Origin of the sequence: Sutcliffiella deserti, assembly GCF_020037475.1 — a bacterium.
Lineage (GTDB): Bacteria > Bacillota > Bacilli > Bacillales > Bacillaceae_I > Sutcliffiella_A > Sutcliffiella_A deserti.
In genome coordinates this window covers 24,262-50,865 of record NZ_JAIQDB010000008.1, presented here as the reverse complement: position 1 = coordinate 50,865, position 26,604 = coordinate 24,262, and the positions used below count along the sequence as shown (strand labels likewise).

18 protein-coding genes are annotated in these 26,604 nt (G+C 34.0%); 13 read left to right on the top strand and 5 right to left on the bottom strand.

What is annotated here, in order from left to right:
* Positions 1-12: 12 nt before the first annotated feature.
* The 13 genes from K9B36_RS13400 to K9B36_RS13340 all read left to right on the top strand — a co-directional run bounded on the left by K9B36_RS13400 (position 13) and on the right by K9B36_RS13340 (position 21,129).
* Positions 13-2,517: an MBL fold metallo-hydrolase gene (locus K9B36_RS13400; RefSeq protein WP_223702721.1), complete on the top strand. Its 2,505-nt coding sequence runs from the start codon at positions 13-15 to the stop codon at positions 2,515-2,517.
* An 8-nt stretch (positions 2,518-2,525) separates the two neighbouring features.
* The gene (locus K9B36_RS13395; protein WP_223702720.1) at positions 2,526-4,037 is read left to right on the top strand and encodes a hypothetical protein; all 1,512 of its coding nucleotides are present in this window, start codon (positions 2,526-2,528) and stop codon (positions 4,035-4,037) included.
* A gap of 1 nt (position 4,038) precedes the next feature.
* Positions 4,039-5,829 (top strand): Hsp70 family protein, encoded by a 1,791-nt coding sequence (locus K9B36_RS13390; protein ID WP_223702719.1) that lies wholly within the window; start codon positions 4,039-4,041, stop codon positions 5,827-5,829.
* Between the two features lie 16 nt (positions 5,830-5,845).
* Positions 5,846-7,558, top strand: coding sequence for a hypothetical protein (locus K9B36_RS13385; protein WP_223702718.1), 1,713 nt, complete (start codon positions 5,846-5,848; stop codon positions 7,556-7,558).
* Between the two features lie 32 nt (positions 7,559-7,590).
* On the top strand, positions 7,591-8,922 hold the full coding sequence (locus tag K9B36_RS13380; protein ID WP_223702716.1) for a coiled-coil domain-containing protein: 1,332 nt from the start codon (positions 7,591-7,593) through the stop codon (positions 8,920-8,922).
* Positions 8,923-9,002: 80 nt separating this feature from the next.
* Entirely contained in the window at positions 9,003-11,009 is a 2,007-nt protein-coding gene (locus K9B36_RS13375; RefSeq protein ID WP_223702715.1) for a putative dsRNA-binding protein, read from the top strand.
* A gap of 706 nt (positions 11,010-11,715) precedes the next feature.
* A complete protein-coding gene (locus tag K9B36_RS13370) occupies positions 11,716-12,879 on the top strand; it encodes a dynamin family protein (protein WP_223702714.1) in 1,164 nt (387 codons plus the stop codon).
* The gene (locus K9B36_RS13365) at positions 12,879-15,185 is read left to right on the top strand and encodes a dynamin family protein (protein ID WP_223702713.1); all 2,307 of its coding nucleotides are present in this window, start codon (positions 12,879-12,881) and stop codon (positions 15,183-15,185) included. Before K9B36_RS13370 ends, K9B36_RS13365 begins: the two co-directional genes overlap by 1 nt.
* Positions 15,172-15,768: a hypothetical protein gene (locus K9B36_RS13360; protein ID WP_223702712.1), complete on the top strand. Its 597-nt coding sequence runs from the start codon at positions 15,172-15,174 to the stop codon at positions 15,766-15,768. The genes K9B36_RS13365 and K9B36_RS13360 overlap by 14 nt, the downstream gene beginning before the upstream one ends.
* 18 nt (positions 15,769-15,786) lie before the next feature.
* A complete protein-coding gene (locus K9B36_RS13355) occupies positions 15,787-19,026 on the top strand; it encodes an ATP-binding protein (protein ID WP_223702711.1) in 3,240 nt (1,079 codons plus the stop codon).
* Entirely contained in the window at positions 19,023-19,586 is a 564-nt protein-coding gene (locus K9B36_RS13350; RefSeq protein WP_223702709.1) for an HNH/ENDO VII family nuclease, read from the top strand. The genes K9B36_RS13355 and K9B36_RS13350 overlap by 4 nt, the downstream gene beginning before the upstream one ends.
* A complete protein-coding gene (locus K9B36_RS13345; protein ID WP_223702707.1) occupies positions 19,586-19,978 on the top strand; it encodes an SMI1/KNR4 family protein in 393 nt (130 codons plus the stop codon). The genes K9B36_RS13350 and K9B36_RS13345 overlap by 1 nt, the downstream gene beginning before the upstream one ends.
* Positions 19,979-20,328: 350 nt before the next feature.
* Positions 20,329-21,129, top strand: coding sequence for a TMEM164 family acyltransferase (locus K9B36_RS13340; RefSeq protein WP_223702705.1), 801 nt, complete (start codon positions 20,329-20,331; stop codon positions 21,127-21,129).
* Positions 21,130-21,248: 119 nt separating this feature from the next.
* Here K9B36_RS13340 and K9B36_RS13335 read toward each other — a convergent pair whose 3' ends face one another.
* The 5 genes from K9B36_RS13335 to K9B36_RS13315 all read right to left on the bottom strand — a co-directional run bounded on the left by K9B36_RS13335 (position 21,249) and on the right by K9B36_RS13315 (position 26,317).
* Positions 21,249-22,151, bottom strand: coding sequence for a DUF899 family protein (locus tag K9B36_RS13335; RefSeq protein ID WP_223702704.1), 903 nt, complete (start codon positions 22,149-22,151; stop codon positions 21,249-21,251).
* A 203-nt stretch (positions 22,152-22,354) separates the two neighbouring features.
* Complete coding sequence (locus tag K9B36_RS13330) at positions 22,355-23,170, bottom strand: ABC transporter ATP-binding protein (protein ID WP_223702703.1); 816 nt, start codon at positions 23,168-23,170, stop codon at positions 22,355-22,357.
* Positions 23,170-24,207 (bottom strand): FecCD family ABC transporter permease, encoded by a 1,038-nt coding sequence (locus K9B36_RS13325; protein WP_223702702.1) that lies wholly within the window; start codon positions 24,205-24,207, stop codon positions 23,170-23,172. Before K9B36_RS13325 ends, K9B36_RS13330 begins: the two co-directional genes overlap by 1 nt.
* Positions 24,204-25,238 (bottom strand): FecCD family ABC transporter permease, encoded by a 1,035-nt coding sequence (locus tag K9B36_RS13320; RefSeq protein WP_223702701.1) that lies wholly within the window; start codon positions 25,236-25,238, stop codon positions 24,204-24,206. The genes K9B36_RS13325 and K9B36_RS13320 overlap by 4 nt, the downstream gene beginning before the upstream one ends.
* On the bottom strand, positions 25,238-26,317 hold the full coding sequence (locus K9B36_RS13315) for an iron-siderophore ABC transporter substrate-binding protein (protein WP_223702700.1): 1,080 nt from the start codon (positions 26,315-26,317) through the stop codon (positions 25,238-25,240). Before K9B36_RS13315 ends, K9B36_RS13320 begins: the two co-directional genes overlap by 1 nt.
* Positions 26,318-26,604 lie beyond the last annotated feature (287 nt).

The window sequence follows — 26,604 nt, the reverse complement described above, 5'->3', positions numbered from 1 at the left end:
GGGTGGTCGGAAATGTCAAAAAACATTGAGGAATGTTTGCAAGAGGCAATATTTCTTGAGAACAGAGGATTTAAAAAAGAGGCAAAAAAATATTATGATTTACTCAAAATAAATATACAACTGCTAGATATTGAAGGACTTACTAGAATCAGTAAATTTTATCATTCACAAAAAGAATACGATATTGTTTTTGAAGCTAGTAAACTAGCAATTGAGACCTCTGGCAGTATACAGGTCCTTGCCCCTTTGTTTATTACTTCATGGGAAAAGCTAAGAGGGGATATAAGTTACTTGGAATGGCTACTTACCCAACCTGGTATTGAATATGTTACTGAAATACAACTCTATATAGCTAGGTATCTGTTTTTTGAAGGTAAAAAAGATAAAGCTTATATGATTTCACTTGAAATAGCAGATAGGATGGATCGAGAATTTCGTAGGAATTCTACTGAATACAAACTTTATATTGATACTGTTCTCAACTTAGTTGAAATAGAGTTTCTCTATAAGAACTATACACAGGCCCGTTTTCATTTAAGAAAGCTAATTTATTTAAATAATGAACGACTATCTAGAGAGCAGGATATCGTATATTGGGCTATTGTTTTGGATGAAATATCTAATTTTGTTACACGAGAAGAGTGGGCGATAATAGATTCTAAGATTACTGGAGATGTGAAGTTCATTGGACATTTTTATAAGGAACTATCACAAAATGTCCTTACTAAAAATACTGTGGAACAACTACAAAATAATTGTTTTGCAGATGAAGCACTTGAAAAGAAACGGAATAGTTATATTAGGTTAATCAAGAGGATGAGTAGTCATCCCAATTGGTATGACGGAATAGAGCAGGATCGTTTAAAGTCACCTAATGATTTATTGACAACCCTTTTATATGGAAACTACTTAAAATCTAACCTACCACAGAATTTGAGAAACTTTTGGAAATTGGAATTTCCAAAGCATGCAGATCGAACAGAAGCAATAAAAGCATACTGGAATGCTTCTAAACAGTTAAGTAATACAGAAACAAAATTGGACTTAAAAGATTGCCACGTAACGTTTCTTGGTGGAGGTCAAAAAATCGGGGGCACATCAATTTTAATTAGTATAAAAGGTAATAACTTATTATTAGATGCTGGAATGCATTTAAATGAGGATCCATACCACCCTGATTATTCACCAATGTTTGAAAAAGGAATTACTTTTGATGATGTTGATGCCCTGTTAATCTCACATGCACATATGGATCATACAGGTGCAGTACCTTTTGTTCATAAACTCAATCCCAATTTACCAATGTATGCAACGGAAGCGACAACTAGTTTAATGAAGTTATTACTCACAGATACAGTTCGAATTGCACAAGAATCTAATATTAATATGTATAGTGAGGAGGATGTACAGAGGGCATTATTTTCTATTAAAACTATAGATTTCTATCAAACTTTTCAAATACAAACTCAAAACGATACATGGAAAATAACATACTATCCATCGGGACATATATTAGGAGCTGGGGCAATTCACATTGAGTTAAAAGGTATTTCCATACTTTTTACTGGGGATTATTCAGTCGATGATCAAAAAACTGTTAAGGGAATGAATTTACCTGAAAGTTTAAAGGTCGATATTTTAATTACAGAGTCTACTTATGGATTCCTTCCAACTAATGCAAGTGTCGCTAGACCAAGACAGGAACATCTATTTTTGGAATCGGTCAAACGTACAATGGATAAGGCTGGTTCTATGTTAATTCCCTCTTTTGCGGTTGGTCGTGCGCAAGAAATTATTCTTATTTTGAGAGAAGCTTTTAGAGAGGAAAAATATCTCCCTTTTAATCTTTTCTTGGATGGTAGGGTAACGGATGTATGCCAAGTCTACCAAAGATATGCGGAGAAGCATCAGTATATTAATCCAACATATTATCAAAACGAAGATGAAGAACAGATTTTTTTGGGAGGAGGAGTGCAAGCTGCACAATACATTTATTCAAATCGTAGAGGCAGTAATTTTACGTTTAATAACTTCATAGAAGATTTCATTTCTCCAGGAAACAACTGTATTGTTGCAAGTTCAGGTATGCTAACTGATTATAGTGCATCTGCACGGTATGCAGAATACTTAATTGAAGAAGAGCGAAATGCAATCTCCTTTACAGGCTATATGGATGAAGAGAGCCCAGGTCAACACATTCTTCAAACATCAAAAATAGAAGATGAATCTTCTGTAAAAGTTAATGGAAGTGATAAAGTTGTCCGTGCAAGAATTGAATCGTTTAGGTTATCAGCTCATGCAAGCAGGGAACAAATTTTACAGCTAATTGTCGATTTACAACCCAAAAAAGTATTCCTTATGCATGGAGAACACGAAAAACGATTTGAACCAATTCAGACAATTGTTAAGGGAGAAAAAATCTATCCATCTTTAATAGAACTACTATCAAACCTTAAAGAGGAGATTGAAGTTATTCCAGCTTTTAATGGAAGAAGATATAACTTATATAAGAACTAGGAGGAAATATGGATATTAAATCACAAGTAATAGAAGCTGTTTTAAGGAATTATGGAAAGTCCGATAAGGATCTATTATCAAGCATTAAGAAAGTTTCTGAAGAAGAAATCCTTAATGTTTTAGAGACACTAAATCTTAAAGAATTTAATCAACGTAATATCTTTTTTTGGGAACTTCAAGCCGAAGTAGAGAAACAAATATATGAAAATATTGTAATAGATGACTCCGAAAGAGTGTCTGAAATTATCTCAGAGTCCTGGAACCAAGCGAAAGGAATAAAAGTGAATTCATCAGTTGTTTTATCCTTTTTGTATGTCCTTAACTTTAAATTTCCAAATTCACGAAAGGCTTTTGCTTCTGTCTGTGATGGGGACCTACAAAGTTATAAAGCCTTTAACAACAATTCAAGAGTATTTATAGATTTATTGGTACGTTATCTAATATGCAAATGTCATCCTAAAAAATTTGCTAGTGTGCGAACTATGTTGGAAGCCATTATGCCAAGATTCTTTGAGAATTGGAAAGTAGCAGAAAACCAAGACTCATTTGAAAGATTAGGTTTTGCATTCAGAAAGAATAAGAATTTGATGAGTTTCCCGCAAATGGGCAAATATAAGCGAAACATGAGGCTGGATAATCTCGTATTTGCTGAAGGTATAAAATCTATTTTACTTGATTCTCTAAAGGAAGAGGAAGAAACGGAAGCTTTAATAGAGTTAAAGCGTTTATTGGAAACCCCAAATTCAAGAGAAGTAAAAACTGATGATTATGAAGTAGATAACTTAATTGAAAACAATTCTCCAAATTCGTTAACACCTAAAGAATTAGAAAAAAATGAAGATATAACCAATGCTGTGGAAGATAAGGATGAATTTATGGGTTATAAGGATTCATCGGCGGAAACAGTTGGTATTGAAAATACTGCAAAAGAAATAGGTTGTGAAATTACTCCAAGAGACGAAATCCTTACTTCATTAGAACAAGCTTTTGGTTCCTTACAACATGCAATCACCCAGATTACATTATTAGATAATGAAAAGAAGACTTCGGTTATAGAAAATATGAATTCCACTCATAGACTAGCGATTGCCGAGGAAGAGGTAAATCGCTTGCAGATAGCTTTAAATCAGGAACGGGAAAAAGTAGCGCAGGCGGAGGAAAAAGCATATAGAACTGTTCTTCAAGCAATCGGTGGAGAGAGTAGTAATTACTTATTATCTGACTTGTTTGAGGAGAGTCAAGGGAAAATACCAGACAATCCAAATATTAGCTCTGGACGATTGGTTAATCTATTCTCTAGTTTAAGTCTTGCAATTGGATTAGAGGAATTTAATGGTGGCCATAATTTAGGTGAATTATTCAAAATACAAAAGGATGAGCTAATAAAAAATTATAGGATAGACGGACCAATCGAGAGTCCTAACAAAGAGATTCTAGTTAAATTATTGAAATACGGTTGGACGATGAATGGCATTGTAATTGTTCAGCCATTAGTTACACAAGTTAAGGAGGAGAATTAACATGTCACAAAGATATATTGGAATTGATTTAGGTACAACTAATTCTACAGTAAGTGTTGCAAACTTAACTGTTAGAGGAGATATAGATGCTCACACTTTAGAGGTTGCTCAAGTAGATGAGAGTGGTAACGCCATTACTTTAGATCCGACTCTTCCATCAGTCCTTTATATTGACGATCAAGGGCATCCATATGTAGGAAGATTTTCAAAGAGGATGAATGGCGTGTATCCACAACGTGTAATAAAGGAAGCAAAACGATATATTGGAGATGATGTTTCATGGGAAATAGATGGAGACGGGGAATCTATACGTCCTGAAACTGTCTCATCTTATGTATTAAAAATCTTAAAAGCACAAGCTGAGGAGTATTATGGTGGTGAAAAGATTGATAGTGTAGTAATTACCATTCCAGCCAATTTTAACTTCCAGCAACAACAAGCAACAAAATTAGCAGGAGTCTTAAGCGGATTTGATAAAGAAAAAATTCATATGATTCCCGAACCGACAGCTGCTCTAATAGACTTTCTTAATGAAGAAAAGAAAATGGCAACATCTGCACGTCGTTTGAAACTAGAAGATGGAAAAAAGAATTTAATGGTATTTGATCTAGGTGGAGGTACTTGTGACGTTTCCATTTTACAAGTAGGAGAAGGGGAAAATGGGGGAATCGATATCCAAGAACTATCTATTTCTCAGTACACGGAATTAGGTGGCCTTGATTTTGATAAAAAGGTTGCAATTGAACTAAGAAGAAAACTATTAAAACAAATAGGAGTAACTCCAAACCAATTAAAAACGAACTATGATAAAAAAGAAATTCTACGCCTTTTGGAAAACCTTCTTGATTTTGCTGAAAGAGCTAAAAAGAGTTTTAGTACCAAGATCGAAAATCAACTTCGCACAATGCAAATAGACTATTTTGAAAATAAAGAAAAGTTCAACAACATTACTTATCGAGAAATGTTATCTTCTCAATTACCAAAGGAATTTGTAACAACTCTATCAATCACTAAGAAAGAGTATGACGAAATTATTGAAGATTTACTTTATAAAGAAAAAAGTAAACAAGGTAAAAATATTGAAGAGCCAATTCTGAATGCACTTGAGCATTCAAAAATCGGAAAAATGTCCATGGAGGACATTGATGCGGTATTCCTTGTAGGTGGTATGACATTTTATCACACCATACAGGAGCGTATATATGAAATCTTAGGCCGTCGAAGCAAACCAATTAAGTCAATTAATCCAATGTTTGCGGTAAGTCGAGGAGCAGCTATTTATCACCATCAAATTGACAATATAAATTTTAAATCAAGCGATAAATTGCAAATCGCTGACACAGAAATTTCAGGTCAAGAAGTGGTATTCACCAACACTGTTCCAAATAATGTTTATATTGATGTAATTGGAGCAGATCCTGTAGCATTACTAGAAAAAGGAACAAAACTTCCATTTGAACGCATTATTGAAGATAGATTTATAGTCACGGGTCCTAGTAATACAACTAAAGTTAATGCAATGCAATTGGAATTATTCACCGCAACATCAGCTAAATCAATTCATACTAAAAAGCTAAAATCTGCGATTGTAAATTTCAAAAAACCAGTAGCAGTTAACTCAAAATTAGTACTAAAAGTAGAATGTAATAAAGAACGTGAAGTATCTGTTAAGGCTTGGCTCGAGGAAGACGAAACAGAAGTAATTGACGTGAATATCGGAGCAAGAGAATTTACTGTTGAAGAGATTGAATCAATAAAGGCAAAACAAGAGAAAATCAATAAGATAAAGTAATTAGGAGATGGTGATAATGTCATTACAAGATCGCATGTCAGTAAACATCCTTCAAAAGTTAAATGAACTAAAGAAAGAGTTACCTAAAGAATCTATCAAAGAAAAAGAAGTGTTTTCAGACGAAGAAAACGAACTTATACGAAAAGAGTTATTGAAACAGGCAGAACAAGAAGAGGAAAGTGAGGGAATTGATGATGATTTCTTTTCGTCATTATCAGGTCCAGCTCATGAAGAAGGGAATGAAAAACTGGTTGAGATAGAATATCTTGGCAGGATAGGATATGTTGATATATCCTTTGAGAACTTAGATTACGACTTAGATGAGAAGGATTACACAATCATACTAGATGCTCTAGAAATAATGGCTTATAGCGATGACATCTCCAAAAGAAAGAATGCTACCAAAGAGGTGGAAAAGTTTGGGGATAAAGCAGTTACAGTGATTTTTAGAGAATGTCGTAAATTTGACCTGTCGGATGAAAACCGAAAACATGAGCTTGTTCATCTTTTAAGCCGACTTACCGCAAGAAGTTTAAAGGGACGTAAAATTATTAAGGCAGTACTTGAAAAAGCAAACAGTAATCAACATATTTCATTGGCTATTCTAGGGGCAGGAGCTATTCGTGAAAGAGAAGCTGTAAATAGCATCTTACAACATATGCGTAATCCTGAATTCTTTAGTATGGGATTAGAGGCGATTTTGAGTATTAGAGATAAAGATTCTGTTAACCCCTTAATTAAGGCTATTAACGATGTAGATGTTAATAGAAATGATTTGATTGACAAGGCGATTCAATTAGCACCTCGTTTTTCTGATTTTGGTCCAGAGGCTGTTAAATATGTATTTAATGCATACCTTGATGGTGATAAGAAGCCCTTAAGACCTATATTTACAATTGCACTTCGCTCCTTTAAAGAGGATGCGATTCCAGTACTAACAGAAGTCTTAGAAAAGGAGACTGATGAAAATAGGTTAATTCCAATTTGTATGACACTAGGTGGATTAAGAATGTCATTTGCCACAAATTTATTAAAGGAAGCTTTTCAAAAGTATCCTAGTAAGAGGCGTGCCATCATAAGAGGATTTAGTCATACAAATGATAACTCTCTCATCCCACTAATTATGGAAGAATTAAAAACTACTTCAGATTTGAGGATAAAAGGAGAATGTCTTGGAGCAATCCCGTATCTGGTTGAGCAAAACATGAACCTAATGCTGACGATTAAACCATTTTTAAATGAAAAAAGAAACAAATTATATTTGGATGCTCTTAATTGTTTAGTTCGGTTAGGTGATCAAGAGGCATTTGGTAACTATATAAATCTATTAATAGATGGAGATGAAGAAGAACAGTATATACTTCAAAAGTATTTAGCAACAATGTCTTTTAAACTCATTGTCAAGATGGGGGAGCAAATACTTAGCTGTCCTGATGAAAAAGCAATTCTATTGGTAACTGCTCTCCAACGTGCAAACCTATTACCACGAGAAGTTGGTCCAATATTAAAGAAGAAACTTGATCAAAACCCAATACCTGCATTAAAAATTGAAATATACCGATTGATTGGGAAACATGTAAATAAACGAAGAGAAATTCTTTCTCAGGATATTCTATATCAAGCAAGAAAAGAAGAGACTAACCCAAGAATTGTCCGAGAATTAGACCAAATTATTAAGAATATGAGAAAAGAGAAAGGTAGAATCTCCACTATTAGACAAGAAGATTAAAGGGAAAAGAGTGGTTAAACATGGGGAAGAGTTTGATAGGTAAAAAAAGTAACAAAAGTAAAAGGTTTCCTTATATAGAAGTGGAAGGAATACAGAATCAATATCTAGATGCAGCCCTTTTACAATGCTTAGATAATGAATCCTTAGTCTTCACTTTAAGGAATGAATTTAAGATTCTAAAAAAAGCGGGTATTCTCCCCGCTGAACTTAAACTTAATAAGTTTAATCAAGAAGAATTAGTTAGGCTAGTATCACCACATTTACTGGAAAACTATAACTTTTATAATTACTTAGTTCAAAAATGGGATGATATTCAAATAAAGACACTTAAAACCTTTATTAAAACAGATCTTTCTTCATTTTCATTAGAGCAATGGGACGAAGAGATTAGAAGCTTAATTCAAGATAAAGATATCCCAGTATTTGCTGCTGTTAACCTTCTACGTTTTTATAATAATGGGGAGCTTAAGGAACTAATTCAATTAATTATGAGGGATTTTACCGTACAGTTCTATTATGAAACAGGAGTTCAGTTGAATGGCTATGGTGTTGATTGGGATAAAGTTGATGAGAAAAAAGTTGAAAATGTAGTTGAATCGGGGGAACTAAATTTGTCTGAAGATATTGAGCGAAAGCCTGAAGAAAACTTGCGGTTAGCTTCCAGTTTAATTGACTTGGTTGCTAATCAAATAACAGAATTGGGCCAATATGGAGAATATAAAACTCTTTATCAACAAGAGCAAGAGAAAACAGAAAAGCTAACCAAAGAAAAAGAAAATCTAAGTCAGGAAATCAAAACAAAAGAATCACAACACCAGGCATTTTTAAAAGATAATAGAACACTATCCAAAAACGTTGATACACTAACTACAAAACTAGATCAAACAAAAAAAGAACTTGGAAAATTAGGACTTTCACTTGGCGAGGTACGTAAAGAAAAAGAAGAATTGGAAAAAATAAAAGATAACCTTGAAAGAAAAGTAAACATACTTGAAAATGAACAAAACTCCATTGGGGAAAAAATAAAGGAAGAACTAAAAAGAGAATATGACCTGAAAATTCTTCATATGAAGGATGAGTATGAAAAAAGACTAAATATATTAGAAAGAGAACTGGACAATAAAGAAAGGGAACAAGTAGAAAAGAACAGCGAAGAGAACTCAGTTGAAGTTGAAAGAATAATAAAGGAGCTTGAAAACGTTAAGAATGATTTAAGTGTGGTTGAGCAGGAACGAAATGAATTAGCTGAAAAAGTAAAAGCTTTTAATAATAGTGGAGAGAATTCTAAAGATAACATATTAGGTTTCAGTGAAGATGATATAGAAGATTTTGTTGAGTTTGATAACAAACCAACAAGAAATTAATATATCCATTAGGCTACTGATAATTGTTGTTTTTCCACTTAACATAAAGTGAAAGCATAAAAGATTGGAGTGTGGTTTCTATGAATGGGGAAAAATTAAAGAATCAATTAGGTGTAAATATGGATCCTCATATCTTAAATGAATGTTTATATCATGCAAGTTATTCTAATGAAATTAGAATTGAAAAACATCAAATAGAAATCCAAAAGGCTTATACCCACACTGGGAAGTTAATTTATCATCTAGTTCTTGCATCCTTAATTGCAAAGGAAGAAACAATAAATCATAAAGAAATTAATGAAAAACTCGCTCAATACAAGGATGAGATTTTAATTCAGTTTTACGATAAAAATAATCTGAATGATTTCATGTATATTGGTAAAGGGGAATTAACCTATAAAAAGGAACGTTATTTAGAGCATTGTTTAATTCTCTTTTATCATATATATAAACAAGTAGGTTTTAAAGGACTTGAGGAAATCATTTATCCTTTTTATAAAGTAAGTAAAAATGTAGATATACAGATTGATTATAAATCCGCTTTACAGGAACATGTTCAAAAACAGAAAATTACCTCAGAATCTATTATATATGAAATGTTAAAGGAAGAAGGACCTCCTCATGACCGTCAATTTACAGTTAAGGTAAGTGTAAATGGGTATGAAGGTTTGGGAGTTGCAAACTCAAAGAAAAAAGCACAACAAATTGCCGCACAAAATTGGTTTGAAAACAGCAAAGCAATGATTTTTTCGAAAGAAAGGAAACAACCTGTTCAAAAAGCAAAAGGGAATTTAAGGATTACAAAAAGTAGGGAAATTGAGTTAATGCAAGTATATAAAAATCTTAATTTATCAAAAGATGATATATGTCTTGTTGAATTAGATATATGCTTAACCCATAAATCATTTGCGAATGAGAAAAGGCTAAGTACGATGGAAAAACCATCATATTTTGCTTGGGTTGGAGCTATTGTCATCCCTTTTATGCTTGGTGAATATATTCTTAAAGATTTTGTGAATATGGCAAATGGAATGTATAGCCGCTTAATGGAATTAACGGGTAGTCTTGTATCAAAAAAACATTTAAGTACTTGCTTGCCTGATTCAACTTATAAATCAATTAAAATTTCTACTACAAATGATCTAAACTCACTAGCAATTAGAGCTGATATCGTACAAACTTTAGTTGGTGCAATGTTTATAAAAAATCTAGAACAGAATAATGAAGGATTATTTGAAAATATCAAGCCATTTATTCATACCTTTATTATTGCGTCTTTTGACAATAACTCATCAGCTGTGGACTATAGGAGTTACCTTCAAATTTTAATACAAGAACTGAGAATTGAGACAAAGGCAAAAAAACTAATTTCAAGTGGTCCCGCTCATCAATCCAAGCATGAAGTAATAGTGTCTACTTTTTTTGCTAATGGAGGAAAGTACTTAGAGGGGACAGGTAAAGCCTCTACGAAAAAAGAAAGTATAAACATCGCTTGCAAAAAAATTATCGAAAAGATGATTAATCTTTACAATTTAAATAATAAGGAACTTGAGCTACCAAACAAACTTATATTCAATCACACATTAGATCGCTTTGTTTATAGTGCATTAAATAACAAAAATCCTCAAAAATTTCTTGAAGTTATAGGTGGGCTTTGTACACAGCGATGGTCTTTAGCACATGCAGTAAATATCGCTAATCATCTATATAGCAGAGGATTGATATCAAGGTTAATAATGTTATTAATTAAATGGGAGTATTTATATTCTAAAGAGATTGTTGAAGAATGTATCAATCAATTCCCTTCTGAAGCAAAAGAAGTTGTTCTAAAAAAATGGAATGAAACAAGTAAGAAGAGGGATGAGTTTAATAAAGACAACCATCTACTCGATGAAGAAGAACTTGAAGGTGATTTCTTTAAACTGCTTGAGGACCTTGAATTTAAACCTACTAAAAATCAAAATAAAATAATCGGTAAAATTGGAATTATTGATCAACAAGTAGAAGATGAGAATGAAGCATATGATGAGTATGAAGAATACGACGATATAAGTGATTTGTTGGATTTTGAACCCATACCAAAATAATCGTTTTAAGAAAAGATTAAGTATAAAATTAAAGTATACTCAAAGTAAGTTAGAATAGGGAGAGTTATTATAATAAGTCGGTTGCTCCTTTTTCCTGCTTCAAGAAATGCTATATTTTGTAATATCAATAGTTTTCCATATGCGATTATATGGGAAATTCGATAATTATCTACTATTCGTAAATCATATACCTGATAATAACAAGCTGTTTTTGGACCAAACATCAGAAGCGGCACTTGATTGGCCTGATAGTATCGGAGCTTCCACATAGAACGTCGGTCAATATAATCTGGTGTGACGGTTGATGTTGGATATAAGAGTAAGGGATGATGCTCTCGTGGGTCTTAGGACTTGCGGGAGTTTTTTGAATATTAAGGATAATCAACGAGATAATCAGCTGAAATGATATAATATTTAGAGGTGGAAATGTACAGGGAGGCAATTTTTAAGGCTATCTTTGTATGTGGAACAGGAAATTGATTACAATTTCCTACATAAGCGCATAATTATCGACAAATAGTGACATGTTTCTATAAGTTTCTTTAGTAAAATAGCACTAGAATAAAGTTAAAAAGGCATGAGTGATAAATGAATTAAAGTCGTCTGTCTATAAGTAACAATTCTATAAAACCACACTCCGAATTTAGTAGTCGAAATGATCAAGAAAGATAGCAATCAGAGTGGCATAGAAAAAGTAGATTGGTAGGTGATTAAATTGATAGAAGAAACTAATAGTTTTAAGGAAAATTGGCTAGCCATTTTATACTATTTTGCAAAAAAATACTCATCAGATTTCACGAAATCAAGGAAGTTAATCAATAAATATGCATCTAGTATTTTTTCTGAGCAAATTAATGAATCAAAGTTTATTAATCAGAAGTACACACAACTAAAAAGAAATAAGTTTTACATCCATCGATATAAAGATTATGTGGATGAATTACCAAGATTAGTTCATGAATTTGTGATCAATCCAAAACATCCAATAAAATTAGCAAATGAAATTGATTACCTGTTGGAAAGCATCGGCTTCAACGGAAATTCGAAAGATGGAACATTAGTAAAGAGAATAATTGTTACAGCTACCATGAGTGCGGGCAAATCAACTTTAATTAATGCCCTTATTGGAAAGAAAATAATGGCAACAAAAAACGAATCATGTACTGCTAGAACCTATGAAATCATGGAGGATCCAGAAGCTGCTGATGTTATCTGTGTTTTTCCAGATAAGCAGCTAGAATTAAAGAAAGATGTAGCGACCATTATACATAACGAAGAAAATTCGAATATTAAAATTCGGAGTAGCATGTATCACATGAGAGATAATCTCCTTTGGGAATTAATTGATACACCAGGAATTAACTCTTCTGTTGACCCTGAACATAAACAAATTACGCATGAAATGATTAAAAGAAACCAGTTTGATTTTTTACTTTATGTTATGAATGGAAATCACTTGGGAAGTAATGATGATTTAGAGCATTTAGAGTTCATAAGAGAGCATGTAGATCATTCAAAAATCATTTTTATAATTAATAAAGTAGACCAGTTCCGAAAAGAACAAGATTCAATTAAAACAAGCTTTAAACAAGTAGTAAAACATCTAAAAGGACTTAAGTTTAAAAAGCCTAGAGTTTTTCCGCTTTCAGCTTATGCGGCTTTTTTATTTAAAATTGAATTATTAGGACAAGCCTTGGATGAAGAAGAAGCGGATGAATTAACTCTCTTTAAACGTAAGTTTAATCGGAAGGAATGGGATTTATCACCTTATGGGAATCACCAACACCTTTCATTAATTGAAACAAAAAACATTTTAAAACAGTCTGGTATAGCAAATTTAGAAGCAGAACTTGTAGGAAAGGACGGATAATGATGACAGAAATTTTTATTAAGTATAATCCGTATAAACTTGAAACAGTCGTTCGAATTGATGGCGAAATAGTAGCAGATAACAGTGAACTAAATGTAGGAGACAAACGTTTACAAGAGTGGGTTGGAGACCTACCAATGTTATTGCAAGAGGAATGTAATGAGGACAGTTTTGATTTAACCTTTCAAGGAACATTAATGGACTTTGAAGATTTACAAGAATCAGTTGAAGAAGCAAAAGCAAAAGGAATTATGACTTATTTATCCCATATTCCAGCAAAAGAAGTCACACATATGGAGTTAGCGATTGAAGAAGTATTTGATGAAATTATTCATGGCCCAATTGATGAATTAAAGACAAAAGACTTGCAAGATGCTTTTAAGAAAGCGTTAAATAGTGAATTTGAAATTACAGTTGTAGCAACCATGAGTGCTGGAAAATCGACGTTAATTAATTCTTTGCTACAACGTAAATTCATGCCATCGAGTCAAGAAGCATGTACAGCAACAATTGCTAGGATTAAAGATACGGATGACCAAGATTTTTTCGCAGTTGCTTATGATGATAATGGAAATAAGATTAAAAGTGTAAATGATGTAACACTTGAAGATATGTCAAAATTAAATTCTGATGAAAATGTATCTACAATTCATATTGAAGGAGATATTCCGTTTACCACTACTGAAGAAATGTCACTAGTCTTAATTGATACACCTGGACCAAATAATTCGCGTAACGAAAACCATTTAAAAACGACTTTTAAAAATTTAGATGAATCATCAAAGGCGCTGGTATTATACATTTTAAATGCGACACAATTAGGTGTTAATGATGATTCTAAACTGCTTGACGCTGTAGCAAACAGTATGAAAGTAGGGGGAAAACAATCAAAAGATCGCTATTTATTTGTCGTTAATAAAATCGATAATTTCCGTAAAGGCGATGATGATGTTCAACAGTCCTTAGAAAAAGTTCGAAAATACTTAGCAGATCGTGATATTCATAATCCAAACTTATTTCCAGCAGCAGCACTTCCTGCACTAGATATTAGGGAATTAATGAAAAACCCAGCTGCAATTGATGAAGATTTAGAAGATGAGATATTAATGACAGCACGCAAACTTAATCGTAATAATCAGTTACATTTAGAAAATTATGCGACATTAACATCAAGTACGAAGAAGAAAATTTTCGAGCGATTAGAACAAGTTGATGATGGCGATATAATGAATTTAGAAACAGCATTAATTCACTCAGGTATCCCAGCTATTGAGGAAACTATTAAATTGTATGTTGAGAAATACGCGCGCACAGCAAAAATTAAAAATGTAGTTGATACGTTCCATAAAAAACTGGAAAGCTCTAAAGCATTTGAAGAAACGAAAAATGCGATTGCAAAAAATACGGAAAAGCACGCACAAATTCGTGAGCAAATTTCTATTATTGAAGATAAATTAAATTCTGGTGAAGAGGCGAAGAAATTTAAAGGAAAAATTGCCGCTTTAGATGTTATGACTGAAGTAAAAAGTGAAACAAAAAAAATATTACGAGAAGAACAAAAGGAAATGGACAAGTTTTTAACTGGTACAGTCAACCAAGAATTCACACGAAGTGAGGCAGATACCTTTATAAATAAATTATCTAATCATGCAAACCAGTCTCAGGCAAAACTAGCAACTGAGTTGGAAAAGTTAGTTGATAACAAATTAGTTAATACGGCGATGCAATTACTAGAAGAGTATAAAAATAAGATTGTAAATTTGATTGATGGTTTAGAAACAGATGAAATTTTCTTTGAACCTTTCCATTTAATCTCTTCAGAAATAGACTTCACACAAGAGGAAAATCGAATCATGGAAGCAGCTAAATATACAGAGCGTGTAAAAGTTGGAGAAAAGCAAGTTAAAAATGAAGAGCGAAAAGGATTCTTTGGATTCTTTAAAGTCTGGAAGCCATATTATGTAACAGAAGATGTCTGTGAAAATCGAGAGATAATTAAAGCACAAGTAATTGCAGATGAATATGTAGTATTAATTGAAGAACATACACGTAATCTTGCAAAATCAATTGAGCTACATGCAAAAGAAGAGATGAAAAAATTAAAGTTTGAATATAACCGTAAATTTGAAAAAGTAGACCAATTATTACGTGAAAAGCTAAATGAATTAACACAATTCACAAATGATGCAGAAACAGTTCAACAATTAATCGAAGAATCAAAGAAAAAACTAGAATGGCTTGAAAAGATTGAAAGAAAAGTAAACAATATCATTGAAATTGAGGAGGTAGCTTATGCTCTCAGATAAGTTTAAAGAAGCTGTAATGGCAGGGGATACTAATCGGGTTAGGATAATGATGAAAAATAGTTTGACAATGGATATTACATTTAGACAGTTTCAAGAAATGTTGGATTATTCAATTGCGCGGATTCCGGCATTAATAGAAGTTCATGATGGTACAACATTTGAAGGAAAGAAAAACTGGAATGGAGATTATGCGAGTGATATCAAGGCAGATTTGATGGATAACTTTTCTTCTGAACGTATTGCCCATATTAAAGAAGTTCAGCGTTTTGTACATGCTGATAAAGTAATGGCTCAAGAGCAATATGCAGCACCGAAAGCGAAAGCAATACCAGTATCAAATTCATCAACTAGAGAGCCGTCAGAATATAACCAGTCTTATCCAAGAGTAAGCGGTCACCCTCAATCTTCATCAAGAGATGTTGATAGTAGTACAATGGTTTCTTTAATTACAGCTGTTGGAGTAGCAGCCGCATCTATTTTATTCGGGGTAATTAGAGATGCGACTATTGGTAAGATTGCAACGAGTACTGTAATTGCAACTTGTGTCATTGGTGGAATTACATATTACTTAGTGAAAAAATAGTGAAGGAATGTATTTGATATGTCAGAAATCCAACTAGTTGAATCTTCTAAAAAAGATATTTTCATACCTAAATTTAATACCTTCCAAGAGCAGGTAAGTACGGCTTTTGAAGTAGTAGATGATGTTGTTTTTAAAAATTATATCTCGAAATTAGAACAGATGAATATTATCCCGTTAGATCAAAGTGTATTAGAAAAAAATCTAGCAAAATCAGTACGGATGTTTAAAATTAATGAGATTGTTTATGCTAAAGATGAGGATTCCACGTATAAATTATCCAGTGTGTTAAACGCAGGGGCTGTAACAGAAAGTTCTGTTTTTATTTTAGTAGATAGCGATGGAACGAAAGTTGACTTTTATATGGGAATCCGCTCACTTAATGAAAGTAATAGCACAAAAACATCATATGATACGTTGAAAAATGCAATGAATGGACATTTTCCGGGGATTAAAACTGAAAATGTTTTAAAAGATGAGATTGAAGAGATATTAGATGGAATCGGTACAAACGCTGTATCTATTGTTACAGGAGTAGCTAATTACAAAGATAGTGGATTACAAAACAATCAATTTTTCATTCAAGGTTTAGAGAAATTGGCTTTAACAATGCAGGGTGAAGTTTTTACAGGAGTTATTTTAGCCAATCCTACAAATACGAACCAATTAATAGAAGTAAGAAAACAATATGAGAATATTTATTCGATGCTTTCGCCATTAGCAACCACACAAGTTTCATATGGACTAAATGAATCTACTAATAAGACAAGAACTCATACTCAAGGTACCACAGAAGGTATGACTCATACTGAAAATAAGTCTACTACGGATACAGTCGGATCTTCAGAATCTACCAATACGACAACTAGCCATTCAAACAATACAGGTAAAAGTGCTGCAGGTAAAACAGCAGCTGGTGTGTTAACGGTTGCTGGGGCAATGGTAGGAAGTGTTGTACCTGGAATAGGAACATTAATTGGAGGAGCCCTTGGAGGACTTGCTGGTGGGGCGATTGCTGCAATTACCCATGAGACAATAAGTACAACTGTTGGAACCACGAATTCAAATAATACTAGCTCAGCTACAACGACTGGTAGTTCAGAGGCAGTGTCACAAACAACTACAGAGAGCCATTCAGATGCTTTAGGTACAACAATTGGAAATACAGAAACAATTCAACTAACACAACATAATAAAACCATTCAAAGTTATTTAAGTAAAATTGACCAACAATTAGAAAGAATTCAAGAATTTGAGAGTTTAGGTATGTGGGAATGTGCGGCATATTTTATGTCTGATACCCCGTATGCGGCAGACATCGCGGCTGCTACTTACAAATCTTTAATGCAAGGTGAAAATACAGGAGTAGAGATATCTCATATCTCTAGTTGGTCTGGGAATAAGCAAGAAACTCATGAAATTCAAAATTATGTAAAGAACTTCATACATCCAGTATTTACTTACAGTAATAAGGGGATAGAGTGGCCAATTTTGCCCACTTCATTAGTAAGTGGGAAAGAATTAGCAATTCATATGAGTTTACCTCGTAAGTCGATAAATGGCTTCCCTGTAATTGAACATGCAGAATTTGCTCAAGAAGTTGTTACTTATCGTGAAACGGAAGGGCGCAATATTAATTTAGGTTCTATTTACAATATGGGACAACCTACCAATTCGCGTGTAAAAATTGATTTGCAAAGTCTATCGATGCACACACTTATAACAGGTTCGACAGGTTCTGGTAAATCAAATACCGTTTATGAAATCCTGCTTCAACTAAAAAATCAGGGAATTAAGTTTTTAGTAATCGAGCCTGCAAAGGGTGAATATAAACATGTTTTTGGACATAATTCAGATGTAAGAGTACTAGGAACTAATCCTAATAAATCAACGTTATTAAAAATCAATCCATTTTCGTTCCCTGAAGATATTCACGTCTTAGAACATATTGACCGATTGGTTGAAATATTCAATGTGTGTTGGCCAATGTATGCAGCAATGCCAGCTATTTTAAAAGAAGCGATCATTCATTCATATGAACAATGTGGCTGGGATTTAGAGTACTCTGTAAATGAACATTCAGATAGTATTCCTACATTTAAGGACATTTTAAACAGCTTAGAAGAAGTCATCCAACACTCTGCATACGATGCGGAGACAAAAGGAAATTACACTGGGTCTTTAGTGACACGTATTAAATCATTAACAAATGGTATTAACGGTCAAATCTTCTGTTCTAAAGAATTAGATAATGAACTTTTATTTGATCAAAATGTTATTGTTGATTTAAGTAGAGTCGGATCTTCAGAAACAAAAGCATTAATTATGGGGATTCTTGTGATGCGACTAAGTGAATATCGAATGGCGAATGCAATTGGCATGAATGAACCATTGAAACATGTGACTGTGTTAGAAGAAGCACATAATATTTTAAAGCGTACAAGCACAGAACAACAGAGTGAAAGCTCAAATGTATTAGGGAAATCTGTAGAAATGCTTTCGAATGCAATTGCCGAAATGAGAACTTTTGGTGAAGGCTTTATTATTGCAGATCAATCTCCGAGTACGTTAGACATGTCAGCAGTCCGAAACACGAATACGAAAATAATTATGCGTTTACCAGATGAAACGGATCGACGTTTAATTGGAAAATCAGCAGGTATGAAGGATGAGCAATTAGATGAAATTATCAAATTGCCTCAAGGTGTAGCTGTTGTGTTTCAGAATGATTGGGTTGAACCAGTGTTATGTAAAATCAATTTTTTTAATCAAAGTTCAAAATTATATCAAGAATCTATTCTTAAACAAACTGTAAATACATCTGAGAAGAAAAAGAGAATTCTTAAGTTTTTATTACAAAAGCGTGTTCGTGAAGCTGAAGTTGATGAGCAAGAACACCTTAATCAATTTGCTGAAGGATTGCTACTATCAACAAAGGTGAAAATTACGATTCAAAGAGCAGTCCATGAAGAATCCTATCGAAGTAAATTATTTGAAAAGGATATGTTTAGTGAATTATCAAAAGTAGTCTATGAGCTATTGAATGGGAAAACAAATGTACCCAAATATGTGAAGGAAAGTCACAATATTAAGGAATTAAATCGATGCTTATATGAGCTTATCGAAAAACAAATTCCTGGATTATCCCACGAATATTTAATGGCGACCATTCAATGTTTGTTACATACGGACGGAATCATGAATAACCGTGAAATCTATGAGTCTTGGATAGAAGCCGTTCGGGGAGGTAAAATCAAGTGATTGAATTAGCAAAAACGACAGAAAGATTACAAGTTGAAACAGGTGATAAAGATAAGTGGAATACAGATATTGAAAAATTACCGTTGGATGATTCCTCTGTCGGAGAACTAAAAGAAGGAAAAGTATGGGAGTTAACTGAGGACGCGAAAGAATATAAAACCTTGGACGAAGCATTAGATGAAGCATCAGAAGAAGAAAAGGCTATCTATGAAGAGGCTAACCTAGAAAAAGGTGAAGTAAATGGCCGTGAAGTACTTCAACGTACAGATATAGACTATGATGCAGTGGATCCTCTAGGACGGACAAACTTAGAAAGAATGCAGCAAGGGTTGCCGCCACTGGTTGATGGAAAACCTATAGAATTACATCATATTGGCCAAAAATCAGACTCTCCTTTAGCTGAATTAAAGGTTGAAGAGCATAGGGGGCCAGGGAATGACGGCATTTTACATGACAAAACGGTTGAATCTGATATAAACCGTCAAGAATTTAAAAAAGAACGTGAAGACCATTGGAAAGAGCGTGCAGCACAAGTCTTAGAAGAAAGAGGTAATGAATAATGGATGTATTAAATATTTTAGATAATGCTGATATTAGAACAGTGGGGCCAATAGATGAGGACGTAATTAAACAAGCTGAAAAAGAATTGAATGTTGCTTTCCCGAGTTCTTATAAAGAGATTGTTAAGAAATACGGAGTAATTTCAGCAGGAACGGATGAAATATTTGGTTTAGGTGTGAGTGGATATTTAAATGTCGTAGAATCCACAAAAGAAGAACGTACCTTAGCAAATGGTGAATTAGACAAGTATATTGTCATTCAAAATTTAGGAATAGAAGGTATTTTAATTGTTGTGGATGAAAATGATAATATTTTTGAGTATACTAATGGAGCATTTACAAATTTATTCAGTAATACAGAAGAATATATTAAGAGTCAAATTCTAAAATAAAAATTTAAAATATTAAAGAAAAAGGCATTGGATAAAGGTTTCACCAATGCCTTTTTTGCCTCTTAAATAATCACGGTGAACCTTATCACAAATAGTGGTAAAATTGAGAGTGGAAGTATTATTAAATAGTGATGTATTAAAAACACTTAAATAAAGAGAAGGAGACCGAACAAAACGGTCTCCTTTTATTAATGGTTTAATCCTTGTAGATAATTTCTCTATTGTTGCTGAGCACCCCATTAATTTAAGCTTAATGAAATTTTATAATTTTTAGCTTCTTACTTTCCTTAATTTAGACTAAAATAAAACAGACGTATAAAGTAAAATTTTAGGAAAGGGAGGTAGAGTCAATGACATTTGAAATGTGGAGTCCTTTTCATTTCTTTTTTATGATAAGTCCTTTTATTTTTGTACTATTGTTTTATTTTCTTTTTAAGCGTTGTAACCAAAAGACATTGCGATTAATTGGGATGGGATTCTCACTTATAGGAATTGTTCTTTTAGTTGGGCGTAATGTTGAAATTTATTATAAAGTAAATCAAATCATCCCTGAAGAAATTCCACTACAAATTTGCCATCTTGCTAATTTCCTCTTATTCTTTGCATTTTTACTTAGAAGTAAAATTCTATTTTCAATTGCATTTTGTTTTAACCTTCCAGCTGCTATGCTAAGTATAGTGTTTGCTGACAGTCTTACAAACTATACTACGATACTCACATGGCAGGGAATGGCGTATCTGTGGGGGCATATGCTAATCGTGGGAGTCGTATTGTGGGCTTACTTTAATAACTTGATTCATATTAATTTTAAAATTTTGTGGAAATCAGCGTGGATTATAACTTCAATGTTCTTAATTTCAATCGTTGTGAACAACTTGTTCATGAAATGGATGTCTCCTTACAAATCAAATTACTTTTACACGATATCTCCTGAGAAGGGAACGCCGTTAGAAATTTTCTATAGGATGGGTAAAGAAACAACTATCTTGGGAATTCATTTTAACCCCATCTATATTGGAACCCTTTTATTTATCGGTCTTTGTGTTATGTTTTTGTTTTATGCAATTTATACTTTGTTGAATTTCCTTAAAATAAACACGAAGTATGAAATGATTACCAATATATATAAAGGCGGAAACACAATAACCTAAGCTTTTTTGCCTCTTAAATAAGCAAGGTGAACAAATGGGATGGGCTAAACTACTAAACTACAAAATCAAACCTATAGAGTTCCCACACCAATAATGTGCACTCTCTATAGGTTGGTTTTTTACTTTTTTACCTCATATAAATGAAACTTCAAACCGAATGGGTCTGCCACCATAACACTTCTTTCATGATATTCATTTGTTATTGTGCAGCCTTGATCTACTAACCTCTCTATGGCCTGCTGAAAATCATCAACAGCAAATTCAAAGAAAACATTATTTCCTTTTGAGTCTTCTACAAAAAAGTGGTTTCTCCCTACCGAAAATCTTGCTTCGTTCTCATAGCTTTTTTCAAGTTTCATACCTAATGACTTTTCATAAAAGTTAATCGCTTCTTTATAGTTTTTAACTTGTATTGCTACATTATTAGTTAATTGAAATAGAGATTGAGAGTTGTATCTACTCTTAGGTTGAAAATCTTCCGAACCTGATGGCAGTAGATCGAATAGATGCCAAACAATATTATAATCATCCCCTGGTCCAAGGGGCGCTTTTGCATGATGAAAAATGGAGCCTTCTAAATCTTTTCTAAAGATAGAAATCCCAGGCAAGTAATGTCCATCTTTTTCAAATCCAAAATCATGTTTAAATGTAGTGCCTATAGTGGAAATGATAGGGAACTTCCAACCTCTAGAGGCTGCAAAATCTTCTAGTACTTCTGGTGTATCAGGAGAGGAGAGGACAAAGGCACATTTCTGAGTTATATGTTCGTACACACCGTTAAAGCCGTCCGCCCACATCGTACAGTAAGAACAGCTTTTTCCCATATTATGAATAACAATAAGTTCATCTTTATCCTGAAATAGGCTTAGTAAATTTACTTTTTTTCCCTCCGAATTAGTAAATTGGTAGTTTGCTGCTTTTTTATCGGGAACTGATTTTCTTAATTGAGCTAGCTTTTTCTTTTTTTCCATGATTTCATGCTCGAGGAGTTCAATCTGCTCGAAAATATCCTCTTCAGTCACTATAAATCCCTCCAATTTAATTTTAACTACTTAATTTATTCTTCAGCATTACATGATTTACCTTTTTAAAGAGTTTTTTATCGTTAATTCTTCTTTCAATTACAATGGCTAAACAGCTTGTGAAGATTTCAGCCGAAAAAAATAACAGGTAGTAAAATGCCCCTTTTCACATGGACCTTTTCACTACCTGCTAAAATTTAAAATTATGAATACACCTTAAGTCTATTATGATAACGTCCAATCGGTACTACGGAAGGAGAACCTGAAACGGGGTCTGATACTACTGTACAATGAAGGCCAAAGATATCTTCTATTAATGTACTTGTAATAACCTCCGATGGCGCCCCCTCTGCAATGAGCCGCCCTTTTTGAAGCGCAAAAATATGGTCTGCGTATCGTGCTGATAAGTTAATATCATGAAGGACCATTACAATGGTTGTTCCGCGTTTTCTGTTAAGATCTGTTAGTAAATCTAGAATTTCGACTTGATAGGTAATATCTAAAAAGGTTGTTGGTTCATCAAGAAACAATATGTCTGTCTGTTGTGCCAGAGCCATAGCAATCCATACACGCTGTCTTTGACCACCGGAAAGTTCATCAATACTTCTGTCAGCAAATTCAGTGATATTCATAATTTCCATTGCCTCGGTAACAGCTTCATAATCCTGTTTTGTCCAACCCTTTAAAAATGTTTGGTGGGGGTAACGTCCACGCCCAACTAAATCAGCAACGGTTATTCCCTCCGGAACAATAGGTGACTGCGGCAAAAGTCCTAACACACGTGCCAGTTGTTTTGGGGGGATTTTATTAACTGATTTTCCGTCTAGAGTAACCTGTCCGGAAGTCGGCTTAATAAGTCTGGCCATCGTTTTTAATAGTGTAGATTTCCCACAACCGTTGGCTCCAATAATCACGCTAATTTTATTATTGGGTATGCTGATAGTAACATCATGTAAAATGGTACTATCATCGTAGCCAGCGGTAATTCCTTCAGAGTTAAAAATATGAGTGGGTTTCATTATAAATCTCCCTTTCGATTCATTCGAATGAGCAAGTAGATTAGATAAGGTGCACCAAGAATACCTGTAATGACACCTACAGGATATCGAGCAACAAAAGCAAACTGTCCAATCAGATCAGCTCCTAAAACTAAAATAATTCCAATAAGTCCTGCTGGAATAAGAGGTGAAAATCCAACACCAACTAATCTTTTGGCGATAGGTCCTGAAAGGAATGCAACAAAAGCAATCGGCCCTGTTGCAGCAGTAGCTAATGCAATAATAAGCACAGAACTGACAATAAGTATAAGTCTCGTCTTATCAGTATAGATACCAAGTGACGTTGCTGCTTGTTCTCCGAGTTCTAACATTTCTAATTGTTTCCCAAATAGGATGATAATAGGCCCGAAGATTAGAACAATTAGGATAAGAGGATAAAGAGTCTCCATCTTAGCTCCATTTAGACTTCCAGTTAGCCATCTCATGGCAGTAGGAATATCGTGGTGCTGTCCAATAAGCAATAAATAGGAAATAACAGCATTTAACATAGCCTGAATTCCAATTCCGACTAATATTAATCTGCCAATTGAAAAAGAAGTTCCCTTTGATAAAAGAAAAATTATGATTACTGTAACAAGGCCGCCCACTACAGAGGCAATGGAAACGAACATACTACTGGTCTGAAGAACAATAATACAGAATACAGCGGCAGCACTTGAACCTGCTGTAATTCCAATTACATTTGGGTTTGCTAAAGGGTTACGTAACATCGTCTGAAATACCGTTCCAGCAATCCCGAAAGCAAAGCCAGCAAAGACACCGGCAACCATTCTTGGCAGGCGGATTGTACCAACTGCAAACGAGGCACCTTTTACATCCTCACCTAGGAGAACACGCACAACATCAAGAGCGGGATAGATTGTATTTCCGAGCATAAGCATCGTACAGCAAAGTGCCAAGGAAATGATTGCAAGTAAGGAAGTTACGAGAATAAAACGGCGGCGCCTCTTTATTCTACCTATCATAATATGATTTAAAGTAATAGATTCATTCATCATAATGCACGCATTTTCGCTTTCATAGTTAATAAGATTAAAATAGGGGCACCAATGAAGGCTGTAACGACACCAACTTCTAACTCACCAGGACTACCAAGAAGTCTGCCGCTGACATCGGATAATGTTAAAATAATGGCACCTGAAAGTGCTGACATCGGAATAACAAAACGTAAATCAGGACCAATCATAAGTCGAATCAAATGGGGGGCGAGTAACCCTATAAAGCCAATCGGCCCTGCCAATGCTGTTGTTACACCACACAATAAGACACCACCAAAAGAAGCAATAATTCGAAGTGTGCCAGTGCGTACTCCAAAGCCTTTGGCTACTTCGTCACCTAAGGCTAAAGCATTCAATGCTGGAGCGGTGAATAATGCTATAAGTATCCCAAAAATAAGAAAAGGAGTGAAAATAGAGATAGAGTCCCAATTTCCTGCTCCAACACTACCTACTTGCCAAAATCTGAATTGGTCCATAACGCTTGAGCGAGGAATCATAATGGCCATAACGAGAGAGGATAACGCGGCACTTGTAGCTGCTCCCGCTAAAACGAGTTTAAGGGGCGTGGCACCGCCACTCCCCATAGAACCAATTCCGAATACAAAAATCGCAGTTAATATCGCTCCTACTAATGCAAACCCAATATACTGACCAGCAGATCCAATGTTTAAAAAGGAAATACCAATAACGACAAATAGTGCTGCGCCTATGTTTACTCCTAATATGCTAGGGTCCGCAATAGGATTACGAGTAACGGATTGCATAAGTGCTCCGGAAACGCCTAATGCAGCACCACACATAAGACAAAATACCGTTCTGGCAATTCTTTGGCGGACTACATTAGCTCCGTGTGTCTGCACTTCAGGATGGAAAAAGCCATTCATCAGCTCATTCCATCCTACCATACGAGAACCAAAGGCAAGAGAAGCCAATACACTAATACCTAGTAAGATGATAAAAAGAATCAATATCTTTATAAAATTCTTCGGTAAAAGAAACTGCTTATTTTCTGAAACGGATGAAGTAATCATTATTCCACGTTGCTTACTGCTTCTGAGAGTAAAGTAACGTACTCGTCAATGGTAAAATTAATGGAAAGCGGGCTTGGAGTTCCTGCAGCTGCAAGTGGTGTGTTATCTTCAATAACTACAACAGAACCTCTCTTAACCGCTGGAATTTGTCCGAAAATAGGATCAGCCTGTAACGTTGCAAGTGTATTTTCATTACCATATGTTACGAAGATATCGGCATCGTTCAACATATCAGCATTTTCGGCACTTACTTCTATATAGAAGCTGTTAGGATCAATTTGGCTTGAAATACTTTCAGGATATTCAAAGCCTAACTCAGTAAGGAAGGCACCACGCGGGTCTGTGGCTGAGTAAATATAGAAGTTAGATAAATCAGCAGCATTAATACTTACGAAAGCAGCTTTTTTACCTTCAAATTCAGGGTTTTCATTTTTCTTATCTTGAATTAACTGTTCTGTATCAGCAATCAGTTGTTCCCCTTCTTCTGTCATTCCCATACCCATTGAATTGAAAGTAACTTGTTCTCTCCATGAAGCGACCCAAGGGCTAGTTTGATAAGCAACAACTGGAGCGATTTCACTTAATGTATCATATTCTTCTTGAGTGAGACCTGAGTATGCTGCAAGAATGACATCCGGATTAGAATCTGAAATTGCTTCAAAATCTAAACCATCAGTATCTTGAAAGATATTAGGATTTTCTTCACCAAGCTCTTGTAATTTCTCTGCAGTCCAAGGTAACATTCCGCTATCATCCTGAACACCGTAATTTGCAGCTGAGAATCCGACTGGCACAACACCAAGAGCTAGAGCAACGTCATGATTTGACCATGCAATAGTAGCAACACGTTCCGGTTTTTCTTCAATCGTTGTTTCGCCAAATGCATGGTTAATCACGATTGGATATTCAGCGTTTGCTTCTTCAGAATCAGCTGTTTGAGATGTTTCAGAATTAGATTCTTTGTTTGATGATTGCTCTGAATCTGAATTAGATTGATTACTAGAACACCCAGCAAGTACAAGCATTAGCAGGGCAATTAATAATGTTGTTATAAAAGGCATTTTTCGTTTTGAATTCATTTGTAAAAACCTTCCTTTAATTGATTATATTTTGTGTGAAAATGATTATCATTGTCATAAATATAAATCTTATTAATTATACTGTCAATACTATTTTAATAATACAAATAAAATTAAGAAGATTAGGAGATTAGTTGTAAGAATATAATTTATGGTCATAAAGAGGTTAGGTAGAAGAAGATATAAGTAAGCATGAGGAGATCTTGTTATAGGATGTTGAGGGAAGTTATATTATATTCAAATATATAGAAAATCAAAAAAATTGATTGCTTCTACAGTTTAACTTG